The organism is Ktedonosporobacter rubrisoli (assembly GCF_004208415.1).
In the GTDB taxonomy this organism is placed as follows: Bacteria; Chloroflexota; Ktedonobacteria; order Ktedonobacterales; family Ktedonobacteraceae; genus Ktedonosporobacter; species Ktedonosporobacter rubrisoli.
Map to the genome: position 1 here is coordinate 4461177 of NZ_CP035758.1, position 18719 is coordinate 4479895.

Below are 18719 nucleotides of genomic sequence, written 5' to 3' on the forward strand. Positions count from 1 at the left end.
AATAACCTCTAAGCAGGAAATTTTCTAATGAAACGCTCAAATGCTGCTGCTACCTGCTGACGTGTTTCTGCAAGAGTGCCGCCATTATCAATGACTTCATCGACCAGGGCTAATTTAGGAGTAATAGGAGGTTGGGCCTGAATACGCGCGTGGGCTTCAGCAGCGCTCAACTTATTTCGCGCCATCAGGCGAGCCAGCTCCTGTTCCTCGGGACATACCACCAACCACTTGCTCTGGCAGAGCCTGGCAGAACCGCCTTCTAAAAGTTTGACCGCATCAATTATAGCAATGCCTGTCGCGCTCACGCTTGCCAGTTCCTGAAGCAATGCCTCCCCCACCACCGGATGCACAATCTGTTCAAGCTTACGTAGCGCAGCAGGATCTTGAAACACTATTGCCCCCAACGCCTTGCGCTCCACACTCCCATCAGAGGCAAGCACAGAGGGCCCAAATCGTTCAGCTACTTTCAGGGCAATTGGCTGTCCTCTCTCATAGAGATGATGGACCACAGCATCCGCATCAATATAACGCTCAGCCCCTTGGTCAAGCAGCATTTGCCCAACCGAAGTTTTACCACAGGCAATATTGCCAGTTAATCCAATAACACGAGGCATATATAAATGCTCCTAAAATAATATGGGATAGAGCTCTGGCTGGCCTACTATAGAGTATAGCACATCTTCTTGCACCTCGATAAGCTAGCGTAAATACAGTTAAATAACGCAAAGAAGATGTCAATCATGACATACTACGAATCACAACCCTCCCAAAAGTACTTATTCGCCCTTGTTTATTATCATAGTCGCTTCAGAGTATCGTACAATGCCTAATATTATACTTAATAGACCTTGAGGAGTTTAGATGAGCAGACGCCTGGGACTCATCATAGGTGTCAACCAGTATCAAGATCCCGCCTTTCAAACACTACAGTTCGCCGAAAACGATGCCCGAGCCCTTGCCCAATGGCTTGTCAATGAAAAAGGTGGCAAATGGGCTCCTGCAGATATGCAGCTTGTACAGGGCGCAACAGTTACGCGTACACTTGTAGAATCGCTGATTACGCAGATGTGCTTGCACCAGGCAGAGCCCGGCGACCTGATATTTATCTACTTTGCTGGCCACGCTTTTATCAATGAGCAGAACGGTGAAGGATATCTGGCGTTCTCAAATACGCGTTATCAAGACCCTGCAACAGCCTTGCACCTTTTTTCATTTGTTCAACAAGTTCTGGCTCGCAGCCGTGCCGGCGAGATCATGGTCTTCCTCGACTGCTTTCAAACCGGGCCGGCCTGGCAAGCTCGTCGCACTTCTCCATACGATGCGAGTCCCTTACTTGGTCCTGCCACCTTTAATTTGCTCCAACAATGTAGCAATCGTCTATTCCTCTGCACGTGTCGTGGTAACGGGTATGCGCCCGAACAGTCAGAGCAGAGCCTGGGCAGCTTTATCTATCGCAGCATCGTTGGACTATGTGGACCGGCCAGCGATCCGGCCACAGGCACTATCGGGCTAGTGGGGCTTTATAAATATCTTTCTGGCTCGCTGGATGAGCAACATCGTCCCCAAATCTTTGGGCAAGAGACAATGATGCTCCCTCTCGTAGGCACGTTGCCCGAAGCTCCGGCTCTTCAACAGATGTCACCTCATAGCAACTCTGCTCCTCTCCCTCCCTCTGGCTTGCTACGCACCCCGCAAACGGCTTCTGCTCCACTGCCAGGGAACATGCAGCCGGCCGCCGCTTCGCCCTCCATGGGACCCATGAGGCAAGCCCCGGCAGCCACTGCACAATTATCACCTAGCAATCCTGCTCCCCAGTCAGCTGTAGCCACTCTCTCTGAGCAACAAAAACAACAAATTGATCTCATGCAAAATCAGGTTCTTCAACTCCTGCAGGCTCAGAATTACGCTGAGGCCTACAATGGCGTTGAGCAGATTCTGCAACTTGTGCCCCAGGACAGTTTTACTTTGATGTTGAAAGCCCAGATCTTGCGTGCCGCTGGACGTTTGCCTGAAGCGCTTTCGATTATCGAGCAGCTTACCCACTTAGAGCCAGAGAATCCTTTAATCTGGAGTATGCGAGCAGTTATCCTCTCTAACCTTGGTCAATATGAGGCAGCGCTCGCCGATATCGAGCGTTCGCTCGAACTCAATCCAGGCAATCCAGAGACATTTAGCATTAAAACAAACATTATGGCCCGCATGGCCGAAGCCACAAGCCAGGCCGGCCAGCAACCCATGTTCCAGAAAAAGCAAGGTGGACCGCTTTCCTTTTTCATTGGCTTGCTTATTCAGGCTGCTGGCCTTATTCTGGGTCTGATCGGCACTGCCCTCCCGATTTTCATTCCGCAGCTCCCTCTCCCAGCAGCATTTGCAGCTATTGGACTGGGAACAGCTTTATTATGCGTGAATGCAGCACGTGGAGCTTATCTATATGGTTTTACGCGCTTACTCCTCACATTGGTCTTCTGTCTGCTACCAGCCGGCATTTTGGGAGGATTATACAAGCTGGCCTATGCAAGCATTATCGCACGCATCAACGCTAATCCAACGCTGCTCACCCCCATCCTTCTCCTGGCGGGATGGCTTGGCTTAGTTGCATTGCTGCCACTTCTTCTGGCCATCGGCGGCCTCATTGTCGGAGCAATACGAGGTAAACGTCAGTAAAAGCCGAAATTTGCCGCGCCCTCAGCTTGCCATATCCGCCACGCGCTCCCATTCTTCAAGCAGTTCATCGACGCGAGCCTTTGCCTGCTCATACTCAGCCGAAAGCTGCGTGAGCTGTTCAACGTCGGCTTTAAGCGCCGCCTGAGACAGGGCCTCTTCCAGGGATTTAACCCGCTCTTCAGCCTTCTCGATATCACGCTCAACATCTTCAACTGTACGCGCCCGAGCACCCTTTTTGCTCTGTGCTTTTGTTGCTGAAGCGGGAGCGCGGCCTTTAGTCTGAGCAGCTGTCTTGCTCGGCAAAGCCTCCGGCACATCCAGCGCTATTGGCCGCTTACGTGTGCGATAATCTGTATAATTCCCCAGATAAGGAATCAAGACACCATCCTCGATCGCCCATACTTTTGTAGCCAGGCTATCTATAAAGTAGCGGTCGTGAGAGACAAAGAGCAACGTTCCTTCATACTCGTTAAGCACTTCTTCGAGAAATTGACGCGACTGCAAGTCAAGATGGTTAGTTGGCTCATCCAGGATCATAAGATTAGGCCCTTGCAGCGTTAATTTTGCCAGGGCAACGCGACTACGTTCACCACCGCTCAGCGAACCGATCAATTTAAAAACATCGTCGCCGGAGAAAAGAAAGCGTCCCAGGAAACTACGCGCGCCTTCTTCGCTTAAAGCACTCACCTGGCGGATCTCGTCGAGAATGCTACGCTCCATATTCAAGCCCGCGTGCGTCTGCGAGTAGTAGCCAATACGCACATTATGTCCGATCTGGGCCTGACCACTTAAGGGGGACAATTCTCCGATTAGTGTGCGTAGGAACGTGGTCTTGCCAGCACCATTCGGACCAATCAAACCAACTCGATCGCCACGCAATAATTCCAGATCAGCCGAGCGTGCCAGCATGGTTGCGTCCTGTTGCGCTTGCCCTGCTGCTTTATATCCTATAACTAGCTTTTGGGTTGAGATAACTGTCAGCCCGCTATCCGTCACAGGACTAAACTCAAAGTGCATCTCAGGAAAATCCTGCGGACGCTCAATACGCTCAAGGCGATCCAGCAACTTCTGTCGTCCCCGCGCTTCTCGGCTGCGCTGTCCGGCCTTGTAACGGCGAATAAACTCTTCAGTATGTGCGATATGCGCTTGCTGAGCCTCATACTCGCGCATACGCCGTTCCATACGTTCCTCGCGCAGGTGCAGATATTTGGTGTAATTGCCTGGATATTCTTCAATTCTGCCAAAGGCCAGCTCGATCGTGCGCGATATAATTCTATCCAGGAAGTAGCGATCATGAGCAACGATAACCATAGCGCCCTTCCAGCTCAAAAGGTAAGTTTCCAGCCACTCAAGGGCAGACAGATCAAGATGGTTAGTTGGCTCGTCAAGCAATAAGAGATCTGGCTCCTGCAGCAGCAATTTACCCAGCGCAGCACGGGTCTGCTGGCCACCGCTCAGTTGCATTACAGGAGCTTCTTGCTGCTCATGTGTAAAGCTCAAGCCATCAAGGACCTGCGCTACACGATTTTCATAGGTATAGCCACCGGCATGCTCATAACGTGTTTGTAAGTCGGCATAGCGCGCTAACAATTGTTCGTGCAGCTGATTATCTTGTTGGGCCTGGGAAGAGGCCATCTGCGTAGCAAGTTCGCTTAACTCCTGCTCCCACGCGCGAAGATGAGAGAAGACAGTAAGCATTTCTTCATGCAGCGTATTCTGCGGCTGGAAGTCGGTCACCTGGGTTAAATAGCCAATGCGAGTGTTACGCGCAATAGCTAGCGAACCTTCATCGGCCTCTTCACGACCGCCAAGGATGTTAAGAAGAGTTGATTTTCCGGCCCCGTTAGGGCCCACCAGCCCTATACGATCCTGTTCTTCTACCTGAAAGCTTATTCCTGAAAAGATGCGTTCAGCACCAAACGATTTACCCAACTGCACAACATTAACAATAGGCATACAAATTTCACCCGGGTTCTCTTAAAAAGCAGCTTCAATTCTTTAGTAGTTTTCCTGGTTAGCCTACCATACCAGAGCTTCAGGCGCAAGAGCCGAACATGTATCCTCAGCCCAAACGCTTCAAACTTGCAGAACGTTATGATATACTAATAAAGCAAATCCTTCTTTGCGAGAAAGGATGCAGAGGTCAAAGGCCCTACGATTCTACTTTGCAAGCTTACTAATAGGCACAGTTGAACGTCAGGGAGGACCGATAATATTATGGTGCGGCAGATAAAGCTCCTTACCGAGCTTGACAAGAGAACCGCATATTTTCTTGTCTACCCTTCAGAAAAGAAGTAAAGAGCAAAGAAAGGAGGCGGTGCTTTCCCCCTTCTAATAACTGGGGAGCAGGCATCGCAATGCTGAGGTGGCGAAAGAGCAGTCCCTGGACAATCTCTGGTTGGCGCAAATATTGTTCGATCTTGGCGGCATTCAGTTTGGCAACTTTACGGTGAGCGAGTCAGCAGTGAGCTCACCTGTTTTTGTTAATCCCAAGGTCCTTATCAGTAATCCAACCGCACTACGTGTTGCCAGCAAGCTGATGCAACAAGAAATTAACTTAGCCCAGTCATTACGCCGTCCACGCGTTCATCCCTTTAGCGTTGTGGCCGGTGTGCCAGTAGGTGGCCTCTTGCTGGCATCAGCCTACTCGCTTGAGACCAATACACCTTTGATTTATGCACGCATTCGGCCCGAAGGTACAGGCAAACGAGGCATCGAGGGTCACGTTAATAAAGGCGATACAGCACTGATCATCGATGATCTCATTACGCGAGGAAGCAGTATTCTGGAAACTGCGGCTTTGTTAGAGGAGAATGACTTAAAAGTCAAAGATATCATTGTACTGATTGACCGTGAGCATGGAGCCGCGGAACGCCTACGCCGACATGGGTATAATTTGATGAGTATTTTGAAATTGGACGTAATGCTTACACATTATATGTCCAAAGGACTCATCTCTGAGGAAACGTATCGTACATGTGCTGAATATTTGCGCCGCAAACAAGGTGAAAACCACAACACAGCTCCATTATAATCGCACCTCTCTCGCGCATATGATTACGGTACAATAGCAAGATCATCCCGAAGTTATCGCTGAATAGCAAATGAGATAACTTCGGGATTTCTTTTTATTGCTTTCTCTTTCCCGCCGGCCTGGGCCACAGCGGGCTAACCTCTTGACGATAGATCAGATGCCTGGCGATTCTCCCCGTTAAATTGCTCCTGAGCCGAGACTTCCGAACGCTTTACAATTTTGAGCAATGGCTCTACCAGATCGATCGGCAGGGGAAAAATGATGGTCGAATTTTTTTCGACAGCGATCTCGGTAAGCGTCTGCAGATAACGGAGTTGGAGCGCGCTAGGCTGCTCGCCAATTACGCCTGCCGCTTGTGCCAATTGTGTCGAAGCCTGCAATTCGCCCTCGGCGTGAATGATTTTGGCACGCTTTTCGCGCTCGGCCTCTGCCTGTTTGGCCATCGCCCGCTGCATCGTCACAGGTAATTCGATATCCTTGATCTCCACAGCCGTTACCTTCACGCCCCAGCGCTCTGTATGCTCATCAATAATGGTCTGGAGCTCCTGATTAATCTTATTGCGTTGCGATAACAGCTCATCCAGCTCAGATTGACCAAGGACGTTACGTAGGGTAGTCTGGCCTATCTGCGTTGTAGCCTGCATAAAATTCATTACATTTACAACAGCGGCCGAAGGATCAACAACATAAAAGTACAATACAGCCGTGACTTTAACCGTCACGTTATCTCTGGTAATGACTTCTTGTGGAGGAACTGTAAGCGTTATGATACGCAGATCAACTTTTATCATGCGTGTAATAATCGGAGGAACCCAGAAGAGACCGGGGCCCTTTGCTCCAGTGAGCCGTCCCAGAATAAAGATGACTCCGCGCTCATATTGCTGCACAATCCGAATACCAGAGAGAGCCAGAAACACCAGGATCAGGATGATAACTCCAATGAGAGCCGAGATAAGCGAATCCATAAGGCCTCCTTGGCTATATGCTTTTTTGCCGCCTAATATTTATTTTAGCGGCGTAACAGAATGAGTATCGATAACAGACTGATTAGGTAGAGGTCGTACATGCAAGCGCAAGCCTTCAATAGCAGTCACTTGCACCTGAGCTCCGGCATCAACTGAGGTTGCAGGAGGATCAAGTATAGCTGCCCAGTTCTCACCGGCATAGTTAACCCGTCCTTCCGGCAGGAGCGGAGTCAAGGCAGTGGCATTAGAACCAATCATGCTCTCCATGCCCGTCGTCACAGGCATCCGTTGAGCCCGCATAATAAATGTTACTAAGGTAAAGCCGATAAGGCCAATAAGCGCTCCCATAGCATAGACAACCAGAGGATTTACCTTAGGTCCGCTGTATGGTCCTCCACTATTGAAAAAGATGAGGGTTCCAACCACCAGCGCTACGACGGCTCCTATGGTTAGCGCTCCATGCGTCGGCAAACGCAAATCCAATACCAACAAAACAAAAGCCAGCACCATCAAAGCCAGCCCGGCCCAATTTGGAGAGAGCGAACCCACAGCTAGCAGGAAGAGCAGCAGAGCTATTGAGCCGACAACGCCAGGTACAATGACTCCAGGATGCGAAATCTCTAGATAAATACCAATCATGGCAACTATAAACAAGAGAAATGCAATATTTGGGTCAAGGAGAAAAGCGTAGAGCTCATCAAAAGGCGTCGGGCTGAGAGTCTGGATGCTGGCGCCAGCAGTCTGCAAGCTAACAGTCTGACCGCCCTTAATTTGAACAGTACGACCATTAACGGCAGAGAGCAAGGAGCTCAAATCAGGAGCACCCAGGTCGACTATTTTCTCCTTGATTGCGGTGGCATCGTCGTAGGAGCTAGCATTCTTTATCATTTGTACAGCAAGGGGCACATTACGCTGATAGCGCTGCTGAATACCTGTCATAGCAGCAATCAGATCGTTTTCTACTTTTGCCTTAAGCGTACTTCCGATGTCAGCACCTGTGCCGGTTACCGGACTTGAAGCACCAATGCGCGTGGTTGGGGCCATGGCTGCGATCTGGGCAGATAGAGCTACGAAGGCTCCTGCCGAAGCCGCTCTTCCTCCGGAAGGGGAAACATAAGAGATAATTGGTATACTACTGGCAAGCTCTTCCTGGGTCATCGCCTTCATAGAGTCAATATCCCCTCCTGGAGTATCAATCTCGATGACCAGGGCCTGGGCTTTATCCCGCTGGGCTGTAGCGATTGACTGAGTAAGAAAATGTAACGAGGCAGGGCCAATATCGCTCTTCAGGACCATAGCATCTACATGAGACCCCGCGGCCTCAGCTGGATGGGCAGTCAGAGCTAAAAGGATCGCCACACATATGATACCTGGAAGTAACAGGGCCAAAATCTTTGGTCCATGATTTCTTTGGCGCGAATACATTGCAATATTCCTCCATCTGGCTCTTGTGACGCGCCTTAAATCCCAACACAGTTCAGTTGCCACATTATGAACTGTTGAGTTAGCTAGCAATTCGCTCTACACCTGCAACGGGCTAATCATAACATAAATTCGGAGAAAACACGAATTATTCTCTCTTCATCCATGCTCAATAGCTAATTGCTATATAAGTTATAGCATGTTGCAATTGATACGTCAAGAGGGTAGATAAAAATTCTTCTCCTCTAGCTTTTCAAACTTACAGAATTACGGCAATACAGATGGAGAGTGGGAGAACAATACCTAAAACCGAGTATGCCAGGCCCATTACTACTAATGGGAAGCTTTCTTGCTACTAAATATTTTGTATTACGTAGATGTCCAGGGGGAACTATGTAATACTCGTCCTCATATACTAAAAATAGAGATTAAAGAGGGGATGAAAGCTTTTTCATGAGCGAACCAGCCAGACAAAAAAAATATATAAAGACGACAGGAAAAAAACCTGTTCCCTTAGCAAAGTCACTGCGCAGGGCCATCTTCATCATGCTTGCCCTGGGTTTGATATTTGGAGGCTTCTATACAGCGCGGGCGGCTCTCACCCCAAAGAGTAGTTCCACGTCTTTTTTAGAGGCCATCATGGGAGGTATGTTCACGACTGCCCCCAAGCCCTCATCCACGCTCTGTGAGCATTTGACGTCGCAAGCTTGCGAGACTCCTACGGCGATAGGTCTTAACCTGCCACGTCAGACTGCCACTATTCAGGGCAATCTTATCACATTTACCCCTGCGGCACTTTCTCCTTTTCAAGCAGAATTACCAAATCCGCAGCGGGGAGCACAATATATCAGCGATGAAATGCCTCCTCCCAATTGGCCTCTTACAGATCGCTATAAACGCTGGTGCTGGAGTACAATCGAGCCCGATCAGGGCCAATACAACTTTGCCCTGATTGACCAGGAACTAGCCAGTGCCCAGGCGGCCGGATACACATTCGGCTTTCGCATTATGCCTGTTAATCCCAACCAGGGAGGCTCTTGCATTCCCAAGTACCTGATGAATATGCTCCCCAAGGGTTTTACAGATAATGGTTCCTATATACCTGATTATAATGATCCAAATTACCTGGCCCGCGCTCAAGCACTATTTTCCGCATTAGGGCAACGATACAACAATGATCCTCGTCTAGGATGGATAGATATGAGCCTGTATGGCTGCTGGGGAGAATGGAACGATTCCTGCACATCGTACCCATCCTCTACAGGAGCGGCCCCTATGACACCTGCAAACCGGCAGACCCTCATCAATATACAGACGCAAGCCTTCCCTGACAAGCGCTTTCTGATGCTTACTGACAAGCAAGATTCGCTTGAATATGCCCTTACAATGTCTCGTAAATATCCCACGGGTATACGGATGGACTGCCTGGGCTCTGACAGCCTGGGAGGAGCAAAGGATCATCTAGAATCCAATCCCCTTGAGAACGAGCGCTGGCGTGTGGCCCCTATTTTTTTTGAGTATTGCGGCAGCCCGAATCTTCAGCAGGCCTTTAATGATATTAAGACTTATCACGGCTCAATGATTGGAGATGGGGATGGCAACTTGCAATCATACAGTAGCTATAGCACTCTTAACCAATCTTTGCTCAAGCAAAATTTCGAGGTCTCAGGCTACCGCTTTGTGCTCAATAGCATAAGTTTGCCTGTCCACCTTGTGAGCGGCTATACTTTTTCGATCAATAGCAGCTGGTCAAATACTAACGTTGCGCCTGCGTATCATCCCTGGAAGGCCATGTTTCAATTGCGCGACTCTTCTGGAAAGATCGCCTGGCAACAAGAATCGAAGGTAAATTTCCAAACGCTTTTGCCCACAACGAAGGCGAATGGAGAGGATATGCCGGTACAAATTAAGGACCAAGGTACTCTTACCGATAAGTTACCTCATGGGGATTATACGCTCTCAATCCAAATTGTTGATGCTATGAATTATTATCATCCAATGAAGCTCGCGCTTCAAGGAGAACAACCTGATGGAAGCTATACACTTGGTAAGGTGAGCGTCAACTAAGCCTTTCGCTCCACACATACAAGCTCTCTAGTCCCTTCCGCCAGGACGATTGCTAAGTTTTTCTTGGCGCTTACTACAATACAGGGGAAGATGGGAATAGGCTATAAGTTCCAATCTGCTACTTCCTCTTCCCCATCCTCTTTCTGCCCGGTAATGCTGGCTTTACAGCAACTTCGCTTCCATATACCCACGGATTGCGCAACGAGTTGGTGCGCCGCTTCAGCGGCAGAAAAGGAGTGTATCGGAAGATATCAGGGCTGTTGGAAGGCCCTGTGCACACCCGACTGATCCCTGCCACCTCTGGCTTGAATCCCGAAAGGGAGGGGGAGTGTAGCATGTCGGGGTCAAAGGCCACGTAGGAGCAAGTCATCAATGCTCCGGGGGGAAAGTCGCAAAGCGTGTATGGTCAAGCCTGGATTGGTTGAATTCTCGTCTCACTGGCCTACTTGCGGACGCCAGCGAATGATGGCTGAAACGCTGGACCAGAAGAGAGAGCAGGATGGTAGCTCTCCTTCTCTCTCCAACTCTTCTGGCAGACCCTTTCTACGAGGGAAGAGGGACGAACGGAAGACCTGGAGCACGCTGCATCTCATTTCTGCTGAAAATGCGGGATCACCTAAACAGGGAATCATCCCTGCATGGTGACGGAGGCATGGTATTACTCAACGTACGGCTGTAATGGCTGGTGCAGACCGCGAAAACGGTACCGACAGCGGGATAAACCCAGGCAACTGAGGCGAAACCAGCGCTGTTTGGGAGGAAGCATGCCAGCGGAGCCTGAGAGAAAATGAGAAAGGAAAAGTGGGGTGTGCTGATGCTGCCCCGAAACCGAATACCTGAGTATCCAGGCGAAGGGGAGAGCCGTGTGCGGTGACAAGCCGCACGCACGGTTCGGAGAGAGGGGTACGGGCGACCCAGGAATGGGCGACCGGCCCCTACTCTACCACGGGAGAGACGACAGAGAAGCCGCAGAGCAAAGAGGCATGCGCAAATTCATCAAACAGTGCTCACGAGATGTGAGCACTCTCTTTACAAAAAGGAGCAGATCGGATATACTCTCAACGAGTCACAAACACGAGAAAGAAGGATTGTTCATGTACACCATGTACATTATGTCTCTGCATTTACTCTTCACCCTCTGCTAGCCAGTCATCTGTGAAGCGGCTTCGCAGCTTTCGGCTTTTCCTCATGGCGTCATACAAACCTGAACGGCGATGTTGGTTGTACCTGACTGTTGGTCAGCACAGAAGTTTTGCGCTGTTCATCTCGCCCTGCGCATGATTCGGCACACATCCTTCCGCAATACGTTGCTGTCTGTGCCATCCGCGCCTCACGCCCAAAGGCAAACGAACTGTTCATTCCTGCTCCTCTCAGATGCTCTTCTGGCCACAGAGGGTGAGCGAGGCTGAACAGGTTTTTTGCGTGTCTATGTCTCATTGTCTCTCTGTTCTCCCTCACTTCACCCTTCCCTTTTCGCACTGTTTTCAGATGATTTCTCTGTCACGCGGCGCGACGCACGTTGGAGAGACTCATCCCAGGTGAAGTGAGAGAAAACTCAGATGTCTCGTGTATCTAACGCCCTGCCCTTTTTTGCTTTGACCACTGCTGGATTAGAGGCGATTTCTGCCCAAGAACTGGCCCGACTCCCCCACATTACCAGCCAAACTCTCTCATACCGTCGCCTTTCAGGCACCTGTCAAGGGGATCTCGCCTCTCTGTGCACACTTCGGACGATAGACGACGTGTTCCTTGAACTGGCAACCTGGAGAGAGATTGGACGACCACGCAGCAGCCTAGAGTGGCTTCGCCATCTGGCTTTTGCGCTCGATCTCCACGAGGCTGTAGCGCATCTGGCTCGACTTCGAGCTATTCGCCGCTTCCCCCAGTTTTCCCTCTCGGTGAGTTTTGTGGGCAAACGCAACTACACGAGCGAGGAGATCAAGGAGGTTCTGGCGAAAGTATTGGAATACACGCATCGGGGATGGCTCTATCAGCGGGATGATCGGCAGGCCGATCTCAACGTCCGTGTGTTTCTGGAGCAGGACGTGGCCACCGTTGGGGTGCGCATCAGCAAAACGCCGCTGCACGACCGCTTCTATCAACAGGTCCATCTGCCAGGAGCCCTCAAACCCTCGGTGGCTGCCGCCCTTGTCATGCTTGCGCAAATCACCAGCACGACCACCGTGCTTGATCCTTGCTGTGGAAGCGGGACGATCCTCATCGAAGCAGCACTACAAGGAGCCTGTGCTTGTGGAGGAGATTCCAATCCCACCGCCGTCGCAGCCGCCCAGACGAACGTCACGGCAGCAGGAGTCGCGGTTCCCATCTTCCATTGGGACGCGACATCTCTTCCGCAGGCTTGTGCTTCCATTGATCGGGTGATCACGAATCTGCCCTGGGGACGACAGGTGTCGGTGGAGACCGCCTTGCCTGTGTTGTACCGACGCCTGTGTACGCAGATGCGGCGCGTGCTTGCTCCAGCAGGACGCCTGGTGGTTCTCACCCATGATCCTGCATTGCTTGATCCCCTGGACGTATCGTGTGTGGAGCAGATCGAAATCAGCTTGTTTGGGCAACGTCCAACCATTCTCGTCTTCTCGCCCACTTCGGGGAAGAACGTCAAAGGAGATCAATGATGGGAGACCTTCCTGAAATGTCGGTGAACATCCAGTCTTCTTCGGCATCGGTTCCTTCCACGCCTTCATGGTTTGGCGAGATCACGCTGACCGTCACGTACCTTCGTCACCAGGATATCCTGGCCAAGGTCAGTGAACAGATGCGTTGTGCGCGGCGGCGTTTCGGGCGCTACGAGGTGATCGATTTTCTCGCAGCCCAGATCGCGCTACGCCATCAGCAGGGAACGCACCCTGGAGGAATTTTCCCAGCGGCTCCAGCCGTTTGCTGTCCCATCTGTGTATCGCCGATTGGATGAGATCTGTGCACCTGGAAACCCTCGCCGCAAGCGCGGCGAGACGGTTAGGACGAGGACCACGGTGTCACAGGCGCACAGCTATCAGTGGCTTGGCAGTTATGGGAACCGAGGGAATGGCCGATATCTGGCAACACATCATCTTTCACAAGAACGCGCACCGATCAGGCTTGACGGGCAATATGGCAATAGAGAGGTGCTTGCTGATGTGGCTGGCTTTGCATTTTTCACGCGCGGGAAAGACTCCCGCCTGCTAGATCATCCGCTGCTTCAGGCGCGCTTGCACCTGCCTCCCGACCAGTTCCAGCAGCGCCCCAAAAGCCAGATGGTGCGTATCCTCTACGATTGCCCTGACATTCCAGTAGGACCCGATCGAACACCCTGCCGCGTGATCGTGGCAACCCATCCCGCAAGCAAAAAGAAGCGTCCCATCGGGGTCACACGAAAAGGCGTGGTCTACGAACTCTTCTTCACCAACCTGTCCCAGCACGCGTTTACTGCTTGCGATGTCGTTGAGCTGTACCTGCATCGCGGTGCTTTCGAGCTGGTGCTTTCCGATGAAGACCAGGAGATCGATCCCGACCGATGGTGCAGCCATGCGGCCTGGGGACAAGGGGCATAGTGTATCTTGAGCCAATGGGTATGGAACCCGCGCCTGGAGTTGGGGCATCAGCTTCAACCTGAGAAGTCGTGCACGACCGACTTTGCGCCAACTCTTCCCCATCCTTCACTACACGCGGCACCTCCTTCGGGCTATGCTTCCCTCAGGTGGGCCTGCCCTGGAAAGCTTGGCGTTTCTCGGGCCAAGACTTCGCTCTCCAGCCCGATGGGACATTGCGGTGTTTCACTGACCAGAAATTGCTTCCGCATGAACACCGACGAGAAGCCAATGGCGGTCTGCGCGTGGCGTATGGTACCAGCATTCGCAGTTGCCGTTGCTGCACACTGCGCCAGCAGTGTCAATGGAATGGCGTTGCGACCTTTCCTCAGCTTGACTATCTGCTGATGTCTGTCATAGAATAAATACACGTTCTCGTAAACGTTAAAGTTGGGACTAGGGCAAGGCTTTCCATTACACGTTTTTCTACCCATTGATGGCGACAGCAAGGTGGGAAAGATGGAGCTGGCTTACTCGCACGCAACCATCCTGTTTTAGCGAACTGGAATGCCTGGGAACCATGGAGGTGGTGCATGCTCAGCACAATGGGATAGCTCCGACTTTTAGCGGATAAGTACAAAGCTGCTCAATAGGAATTCAATGCGCACACAGCCAAATGCTTCCGACAAAAAGCTCGATGAGCCTGGCAGCAAGCCTTCACGCAGATGGCAGATTTCTTGGCTAAATCGTGATCTGACCTTGCTCTTTAGCGGGCGCGGGCTTCGTAGCCTGGCACAAAGTTACCTGGCAATCATCGTCCCCCTCTATCTTGCTCGCCTGGGCTTTGATGCCATCCATCTGGGCATTCTGTTTACCGCTTCAGCCATAGCAAGCGCGCTGCTGGCGGCCTCAGTTGGTATGCTGTCCGACCGCTTTGGTCGTAAACTCCTACTTATCCTCATCTCGCTCTTGATGACTTTCGGGGGCATTTTCTTTGCTCTCTCTGGAAATTTTATCGTGCTTGTCATCGCAGGAGCGCTGGGAACGATAGGCCGTGGAGGTGGGGCAGGCAGCGGCGGGGCCTGGGGACCCTATTATCCAGCCGAGCAAGCGCTAATCGCCGAGCATGTCAACGACGTACAACGCACGCATGTCTTCGGAGCGCTTTCTTTTGTTGGGGTTATCGCGGGAGCGCTGGGCTCCCTTCTAGCAGTTATACCTGGCCTGTTGCAAACTTATCTCTCAACTTCCCTGCTCACCGGCTACCGCATTCTCTTCTTGCTGACGGCGGTCATAGGTGTGGCTATGGCGCTTGTAGTTGTTCCTGTGCGCGAACAACGACATATAGCAACCAGGGAAAAAGCCCTTTCTACAGATGCGCGGCCATTGACCACTCATAGCGCAAGCAGGACCAACTTTATGGGTGTTACCCGTAGCTCATGGAACCTACTATGGCGCTTCATGGTGACAAATACAACAAATGGGCTGGCGATTGGCGTGCTTGGCTCGTTTATGACTTATTGGTTCTTTCGCCGTTACGGCGTTGATGCTGCCCAATTAGGCGCTTTATTCTTCATTATCAATATAGCCGCCGCTATCCCTTATTTGCTCGCTGGCAACCTTGCCCGTAGGCTAGGTGCAGTGCGAACTATAGTTATTACGCGGACTATCTCTGTCATCTTGCTGGCCTTTATCGCCTTTATGCCAACCTTTTTTCTGGCTGCCACGCTCTATCTTATTCGTATGATTGCCAACACATTGTCTAATCCGGTCCGCCAGTCTTATCTTATGGGCATTATTCCGCGACAAGAGCGAGCCAGCGCAGCCGGGCTCGCAAACTTCCCATCCCAGGTTGCGGCAGCCATAAGCCCTTCGTTTGCCGGCTATCTTATGCAGCAGGTAGCGCTTGATCTTCCCCTTGAATTTGCCGCTATTATGCAAGCGCTCAACGTTATTCTCTATTACTGGTTCTTCCGCAACATCCATCCTCCAGAAGAAAGCCAGCAGCGTAAATAGAACCGCTCGATCTAGCTAACTGACCATAAAAACGCCTGGCAGGCTCTTGTTTTGCAGTTAATCATATAGTATACTGTGCCAAATTTAGTATATGTCCATTCAAGCATAACTATTAGCTGCATTGCCAGCTTTCGAGGAATAAAAAGTGTCTATTACTACGCTGGGCTATGCATTACTTACTTTGCTCGTGCGTAAACCACTTTCAGGCTACGACCTGGCGCGGGCAATGAAAAATCCGATTGGCTTCTTCTGGCAAGCCAGACATAGCCAGATCTACCCTGAGCTTGCCCGCCTTGAGGAGCTGGGGCTCGTTACTGCCGAAACTATCGCGCAGCGGGACCGGCCCGATAAGAAATTATATACAATTACTTTGGATGGACAAGCCGTTTTAGCGCAATGGATAACCGAGCCAGCCAAACCGGCTTCCGAGCGCAATGAGTTGTTGCTGAAGACCTATTCTCTCTGGCTGGCTGATCCAGAAAAGGCTATCAAGCTCTTTCAGGACCAGAAAGAGCTACATCAACAACAGCTCGCACAATATGAACAAATCCTAACCGAATATCCACAAGCTACTCCTCTTAGTCCAGACTCACCTGATTTCGGCAGCTATGCCACCTTGCTACGAGGGCTTAGCTATGAACGCGGCTATATTACGTGGTGTCACTGGATACTCACGCAGCTAGAAAGCTATGTGGATGACAAACGGAGTCAGAATGAGCCTCCCCACGAGCACAAATATTCGGACTGAGGCAGAAGTCAGCAGTGTTGGGGTCTTCTTTGCTGTTTTCAGGCTAAGGGAGGATAGATAAAGAGAACGCGCAGTAGCTTTATCTCGCACGTGCCCTGTTAGAAAACTTCCTGTTCTTCTACAACAACCTCTTCGATGAGGTAGTGGTGAAAGGCTCGCGCAATCTGGGAAAGATAATGCTGACTGTACCAGGCCACGCCAAAGATGCGCTGACAGGTTGCTGGGATGAGGTGAAGTGTCGTTAAGCCATGCTCATAAACTCGTCTCTCCATTAATGCTGTGGTGAAACCTACTCCTAGCTGAGCTTGAACGAAAGCAAAGAGGGCTGCAGGCTCATCTATTTCAAAAGCAGAACGCAAAGTGAAGCCTGCCTGCAGGCAATAGGTCTCCATCAGATCGCGCAAGCCGCAGCCAGCTTTTTCAATCACGACGGCCTCATGGGCAACTTCGCTCAGAGGAACCCGCTTCTCGCCAGCCAGTCGATGTGTTGTAGGAACCACAAGTAGAATTTCTTCGGTTCGCAGCCGCATCCATTGAATACCGGGCTTTGCGAATGGGCCAGGCATGAAGCAAAAATCACAGGCTCCTGTTTCGAGCCGATGTGGCATTTCAGCCAGTTCACATTGAGACAAGCGAAAGCGCACAGAAGGATAGCGCATCTGGAAACGATGTAACAGGTCTGGAAGCCAGTACACAGTTGCCGCCCCCAGCGAAATTTCTCCATGTTCCAATCCAGCCATATCTTGGACCTTGCGCTGCCCCTCCTCCAATTCCTGAAATATCGTTTCGACATGCTCAAGGAACGCTTTGCCAAACTTATTGAGTCGAATCACGCGCCCTTGCCGCTCAAAAAGAGGAACTCCTATCTCTTTTTCCAGGCGGCTAATCGTTTTCGAGAGCGAGGGCTGGGCAATAAAAAGCTCCTCTGCGGCTTTCGTCATATGCTCAACTCGCGCCACCACCCTGAAGTAGCGTAATTGAAGGAGATCCATCTATTTTTTACCCTCAAAAATAATAGCTTTGTGTCTATGAAGCTATGTCTTATTATGTCTTGGATATCTTGCCCGCGTCAAAGTATTATAGACGTATTGGTGAAATAATTTGGAGACGTCCCACTTTTTGTGGCCATTGCTTAATTTGAGTGATGGCGGTCAATTGTATATTATCTCATTAAGCGCTCTAACTTAGCCAGAAAGGCTATGGGAAAGCCTGCATTTTTCATATCGCTTAGCGTTCTTAATTAATTTTGAGCCAAAGCAAACCCGCTTAAATAGCGTTAGAGGAGAGATCAGATGACTTCTACGAGTATCCCAGCTATACTAGATGAAGAACAGGGAGAGAAAACGTTTCTTTCCGAGGCCTGGTATCAAGTGTGGAAAGCAACGGGAGAGACCACTAATGGAGTAGTGGAGACATGGTTTGAAGTGGTTCCCCCTCACATGGGCCCTCCAGAACATCTGCATGAGCGCTTTGATGAGTGTTTTTGGGTTGTGAAGGGAAATTTTCTGATCAAAGTCGCGGAACGTATAGTAAAGGTGTCAGAGGGCACATGGATCTTTGTCCCTCGTGGAACTCCCCACGGCTTCCGCAATATTGGCGCGGAAAACGGCCATCTACTTATCCAGGCGTTGCCGACAGGAGAGATGCGCAAGTACTTTGAGGAAGTTGGTGAAGCATTGCGCTCTGAGCCTGCTAACCACGAGGCGCTTCAGCACGTGAACGAGCGCTATGGAATCGTTGAGGTTGGGCCTCCATTAACAGAATAAGGGCCTTGAAGGATCTGCTAGGGCACGCCCGTCTTCCAGGAATAGCGATGAGCGAAATAAGTGATCGTAGCAAGCAGGCTGTTGAATAGTTTTGTAGCAATGGAGGGAAAGTCGACGAGTCATTTAAAGGCTAGCCGCCCCTCCAGCTCACTGCGATCCTATTTTTATTGAGACCCTACAACCAACAGTAGGGATACTCAAGCTCTCGCAAAACCGCTATTAGCTATATAAATGACATCTAAATCTATAAGGTTGTATCGTCAATAGTGCTTCTTTGTAACTGTTTGAAAATAGCCCCTCAGCAAAAAATTACCTACTTTACCTCTTTCCTCTTTGTGCTATTATTCCAAAAGATAAAAAATCAAACTCATTTACTGGCGCCTATAAGGCATATGCAGTATAGAAGAAAGATCGCGCAGTGCTGGCGAGCTCAAGTATGCTGAAGAGTGGACCAGAGCCTTCTATCGCCTATTGCTTTAAAGAAGTTTATTTTTGCTTTTAGAGAAACTG

The 18719-nt window shown here is 50.5% G+C and carries 16 protein-coding genes; 11 read left to right on the forward strand and 5 right to left on the reverse strand.

The features are described from left to right. Positions 1 to 8 precede the first annotated feature (8 nt). Positions 9 to 614 carry a dephospho-CoA kinase gene (gene coaE / locus EPA93_RS19630; RefSeq protein ID WP_129889139.1) on the reverse strand — a complete coding sequence of 202 codons (606 nt, stop codon included), beginning with the start codon at positions 612 to 614 and terminating at the stop codon, positions 9 to 11. A gap of 247 nt (positions 615 to 861) precedes the next feature. Here coaE and EPA93_RS19635 point away from each other — a divergent pair, with 247 nt between their 5' ends. Continuing rightward, a complete protein-coding gene (locus EPA93_RS19635) occupies positions 862 to 2664 on the forward strand; it encodes a tetratricopeptide repeat protein (protein ID WP_129889140.1) in 1803 nt (600 codons plus the stop codon). A 21-nt stretch (positions 2665 to 2685) separates the two neighbouring features. Here the strand turns inward: EPA93_RS19635 and EPA93_RS19640 are convergent, their stop codons facing one another. After that, positions 2686 to 4620 carry an ABC-F family ATP-binding cassette domain-containing protein gene (locus EPA93_RS19640; protein WP_129889141.1) on the reverse strand — a complete coding sequence of 645 codons (1935 nt, stop codon included), beginning with the start codon at positions 4618 to 4620 and terminating at the stop codon, positions 2686 to 2688. 409 nt (positions 4621 to 5029) lie between these two features. On the opposite strand from EPA93_RS19640, the gene EPA93_RS19645 reads away from it, so the two are divergent. Further along, complete coding sequence (locus EPA93_RS19645; RefSeq protein WP_242527449.1) at positions 5030 to 5698, forward strand: orotate phosphoribosyltransferase; 669 nt, start codon at positions 5030 to 5032, stop codon at positions 5696 to 5698. A gap of 134 nt (positions 5699 to 5832) precedes the next feature. On the opposite strand, the gene EPA93_RS19650 is transcribed toward EPA93_RS19645, so the two are convergent. Both EPA93_RS19650 and EPA93_RS19655 read right to left on the reverse strand, forming a co-directional pair. Beyond that, positions 5833 to 6663, reverse strand: coding sequence for a slipin family protein (locus EPA93_RS19650; protein WP_129889143.1), 831 nt, complete (start codon positions 6661 to 6663; stop codon positions 5833 to 5835). A gap of 39 nt (positions 6664 to 6702) precedes the next feature. Then, positions 6703 to 8088 carry an NfeD family protein gene (locus tag EPA93_RS19655; protein ID WP_129889144.1) on the reverse strand — a complete coding sequence of 462 codons (1386 nt, stop codon included), beginning with the start codon at positions 8086 to 8088 and terminating at the stop codon, positions 6703 to 6705. A 450-nt stretch (positions 8089 to 8538) separates the two neighbouring features. Here EPA93_RS19655 and EPA93_RS19660 point away from each other — a divergent pair, with 450 nt between their 5' ends. From EPA93_RS19660 to EPA93_RS19680, 8 genes are all read left to right on the forward strand, one after another. Next, positions 8539 to 10152 carry a DUF4832 domain-containing protein gene (locus EPA93_RS19660; RefSeq protein WP_129889145.1) on the forward strand — a complete coding sequence of 538 codons (1614 nt, stop codon included), beginning with the start codon at positions 8539 to 8541 and terminating at the stop codon, positions 10150 to 10152. An 870-nt stretch (positions 10153 to 11022) separates the two neighbouring features. Then, positions 11023 to 11172 carry a hypothetical protein gene (locus EPA93_RS48515; RefSeq protein ID WP_165423260.1) on the forward strand — a complete coding sequence of 50 codons (150 nt, stop codon included), beginning with the start codon at positions 11023 to 11025 and terminating at the stop codon, positions 11170 to 11172. Between the two features lie 539 nt (positions 11173 to 11711). After that, positions 11712 to 12788, forward strand: a complete 1077-nt coding sequence (locus EPA93_RS19665) for a methyltransferase domain-containing protein (RefSeq protein WP_129889146.1) — start codon at positions 11712 to 11714, stop codon at positions 12786 to 12788. Next, a complete protein-coding gene (locus EPA93_RS49160) occupies positions 12785 to 13084 on the forward strand; it encodes a hypothetical protein (protein WP_207229597.1) in 300 nt (99 codons plus the stop codon). Before EPA93_RS19665 ends, EPA93_RS49160 begins: the two co-directional genes overlap by 4 nt. Positions 13085 to 13145: 61 nt before the next feature. Continuing rightward, a complete protein-coding gene (locus tag EPA93_RS49165; protein WP_207229598.1) occupies positions 13146 to 13703 on the forward strand; it encodes a hypothetical protein in 558 nt (185 codons plus the stop codon). A 6-nt stretch (positions 13704 to 13709) separates the two neighbouring features. After that, positions 13710 to 14087, forward strand: a complete 378-nt coding sequence (locus EPA93_RS49170; RefSeq protein ID WP_207229599.1) for a hypothetical protein — start codon at positions 13710 to 13712, stop codon at positions 14085 to 14087. Between the two features lie 252 nt (positions 14088 to 14339). Next, complete coding sequence (locus tag EPA93_RS19675; protein ID WP_129889147.1) at positions 14340 to 15695, forward strand: MFS transporter; 1356 nt, start codon at positions 14340 to 14342, stop codon at positions 15693 to 15695. Between the two features lie 145 nt (positions 15696 to 15840). Further along, positions 15841 to 16443, forward strand: coding sequence for a PadR family transcriptional regulator (locus EPA93_RS19680; protein ID WP_129889148.1), 603 nt, complete (start codon positions 15841 to 15843; stop codon positions 16441 to 16443). Positions 16444 to 16541: 98 nt separating this feature from the next. Here EPA93_RS19680 and EPA93_RS19685 read toward each other — a convergent pair whose 3' ends face one another. Then, positions 16542 to 17435, reverse strand: a complete 894-nt coding sequence (locus tag EPA93_RS19685; RefSeq protein WP_129889149.1) for a LysR family transcriptional regulator — start codon at positions 17433 to 17435, stop codon at positions 16542 to 16544. 300 nt (positions 17436 to 17735) lie between these two features. Here EPA93_RS19685 and EPA93_RS19690 point away from each other — a divergent pair, with 300 nt between their 5' ends. After that, positions 17736 to 18209, forward strand: a complete 474-nt coding sequence (locus EPA93_RS19690) for a cupin domain-containing protein (RefSeq protein WP_129889150.1) — start codon at positions 17736 to 17738, stop codon at positions 18207 to 18209. Positions 18210 to 18719: the final 510 nt, after the last annotated feature.

Excerpts from the sequence above, each read along its gene's own strand:
- coaE (WP_129889139.1), bottom strand. The coding sequence starts at position 614 with ATGCCTCGTGTTATTGGATTAACTGGCAATATTGCCTGTGGTAAAACT.
- EPA93_RS19635 (WP_129889140.1), top strand. The coding sequence starts at position 862 with ATGAGCAGACGCCTGGGACTCATCATAGGTGTCAACCAGTATCAAGAT.
- EPA93_RS19640 (WP_129889141.1), bottom strand. The coding sequence starts at position 4,620 with ATGCCTATTGTTAATGTTGTGCAGTTGGGTAAATCGTTTGGTGCTGAA.
- EPA93_RS19650 (WP_129889143.1), bottom strand. The coding sequence starts at position 6,663 with ATGGATTCGCTTATCTCGGCTCTCATTGGAGTTATCATCCTGATCCTG.
- EPA93_RS19655 (WP_129889144.1), bottom strand. The coding sequence starts at position 8,088 with ATGTATTCGCGCCAAAGAAATCATGGACCAAAGATTTTGGCCCTGTTA.
- EPA93_RS19660 (WP_129889145.1), top strand. The coding sequence starts at position 8,539 with ATGAGCGAACCAGCCAGACAAAAAAAATATATAAAGACGACAGGAAAA.
- EPA93_RS19665 (WP_129889146.1), top strand. The coding sequence starts at position 11,712 with ATGTCTCGTGTATCTAACGCCCTGCCCTTTTTTGCTTTGACCACTGCT.
- EPA93_RS49160 (WP_207229597.1), top strand. The coding sequence starts at position 12,785 with ATGATGGGAGACCTTCCTGAAATGTCGGTGAACATCCAGTCTTCTTCG.
- EPA93_RS19675 (WP_129889147.1), top strand. The coding sequence starts at position 14,340 with ATGCGCACACAGCCAAATGCTTCCGACAAAAAGCTCGATGAGCCTGGC.
- EPA93_RS19685 (WP_129889149.1), bottom strand. The coding sequence starts at position 17,435 with ATGGATCTCCTTCAATTACGCTACTTCAGGGTGGTGGCGCGAGTTGAG.
- EPA93_RS19690 (WP_129889150.1), top strand. The coding sequence starts at position 17,736 with ATGACTTCTACGAGTATCCCAGCTATACTAGATGAAGAACAGGGAGAG.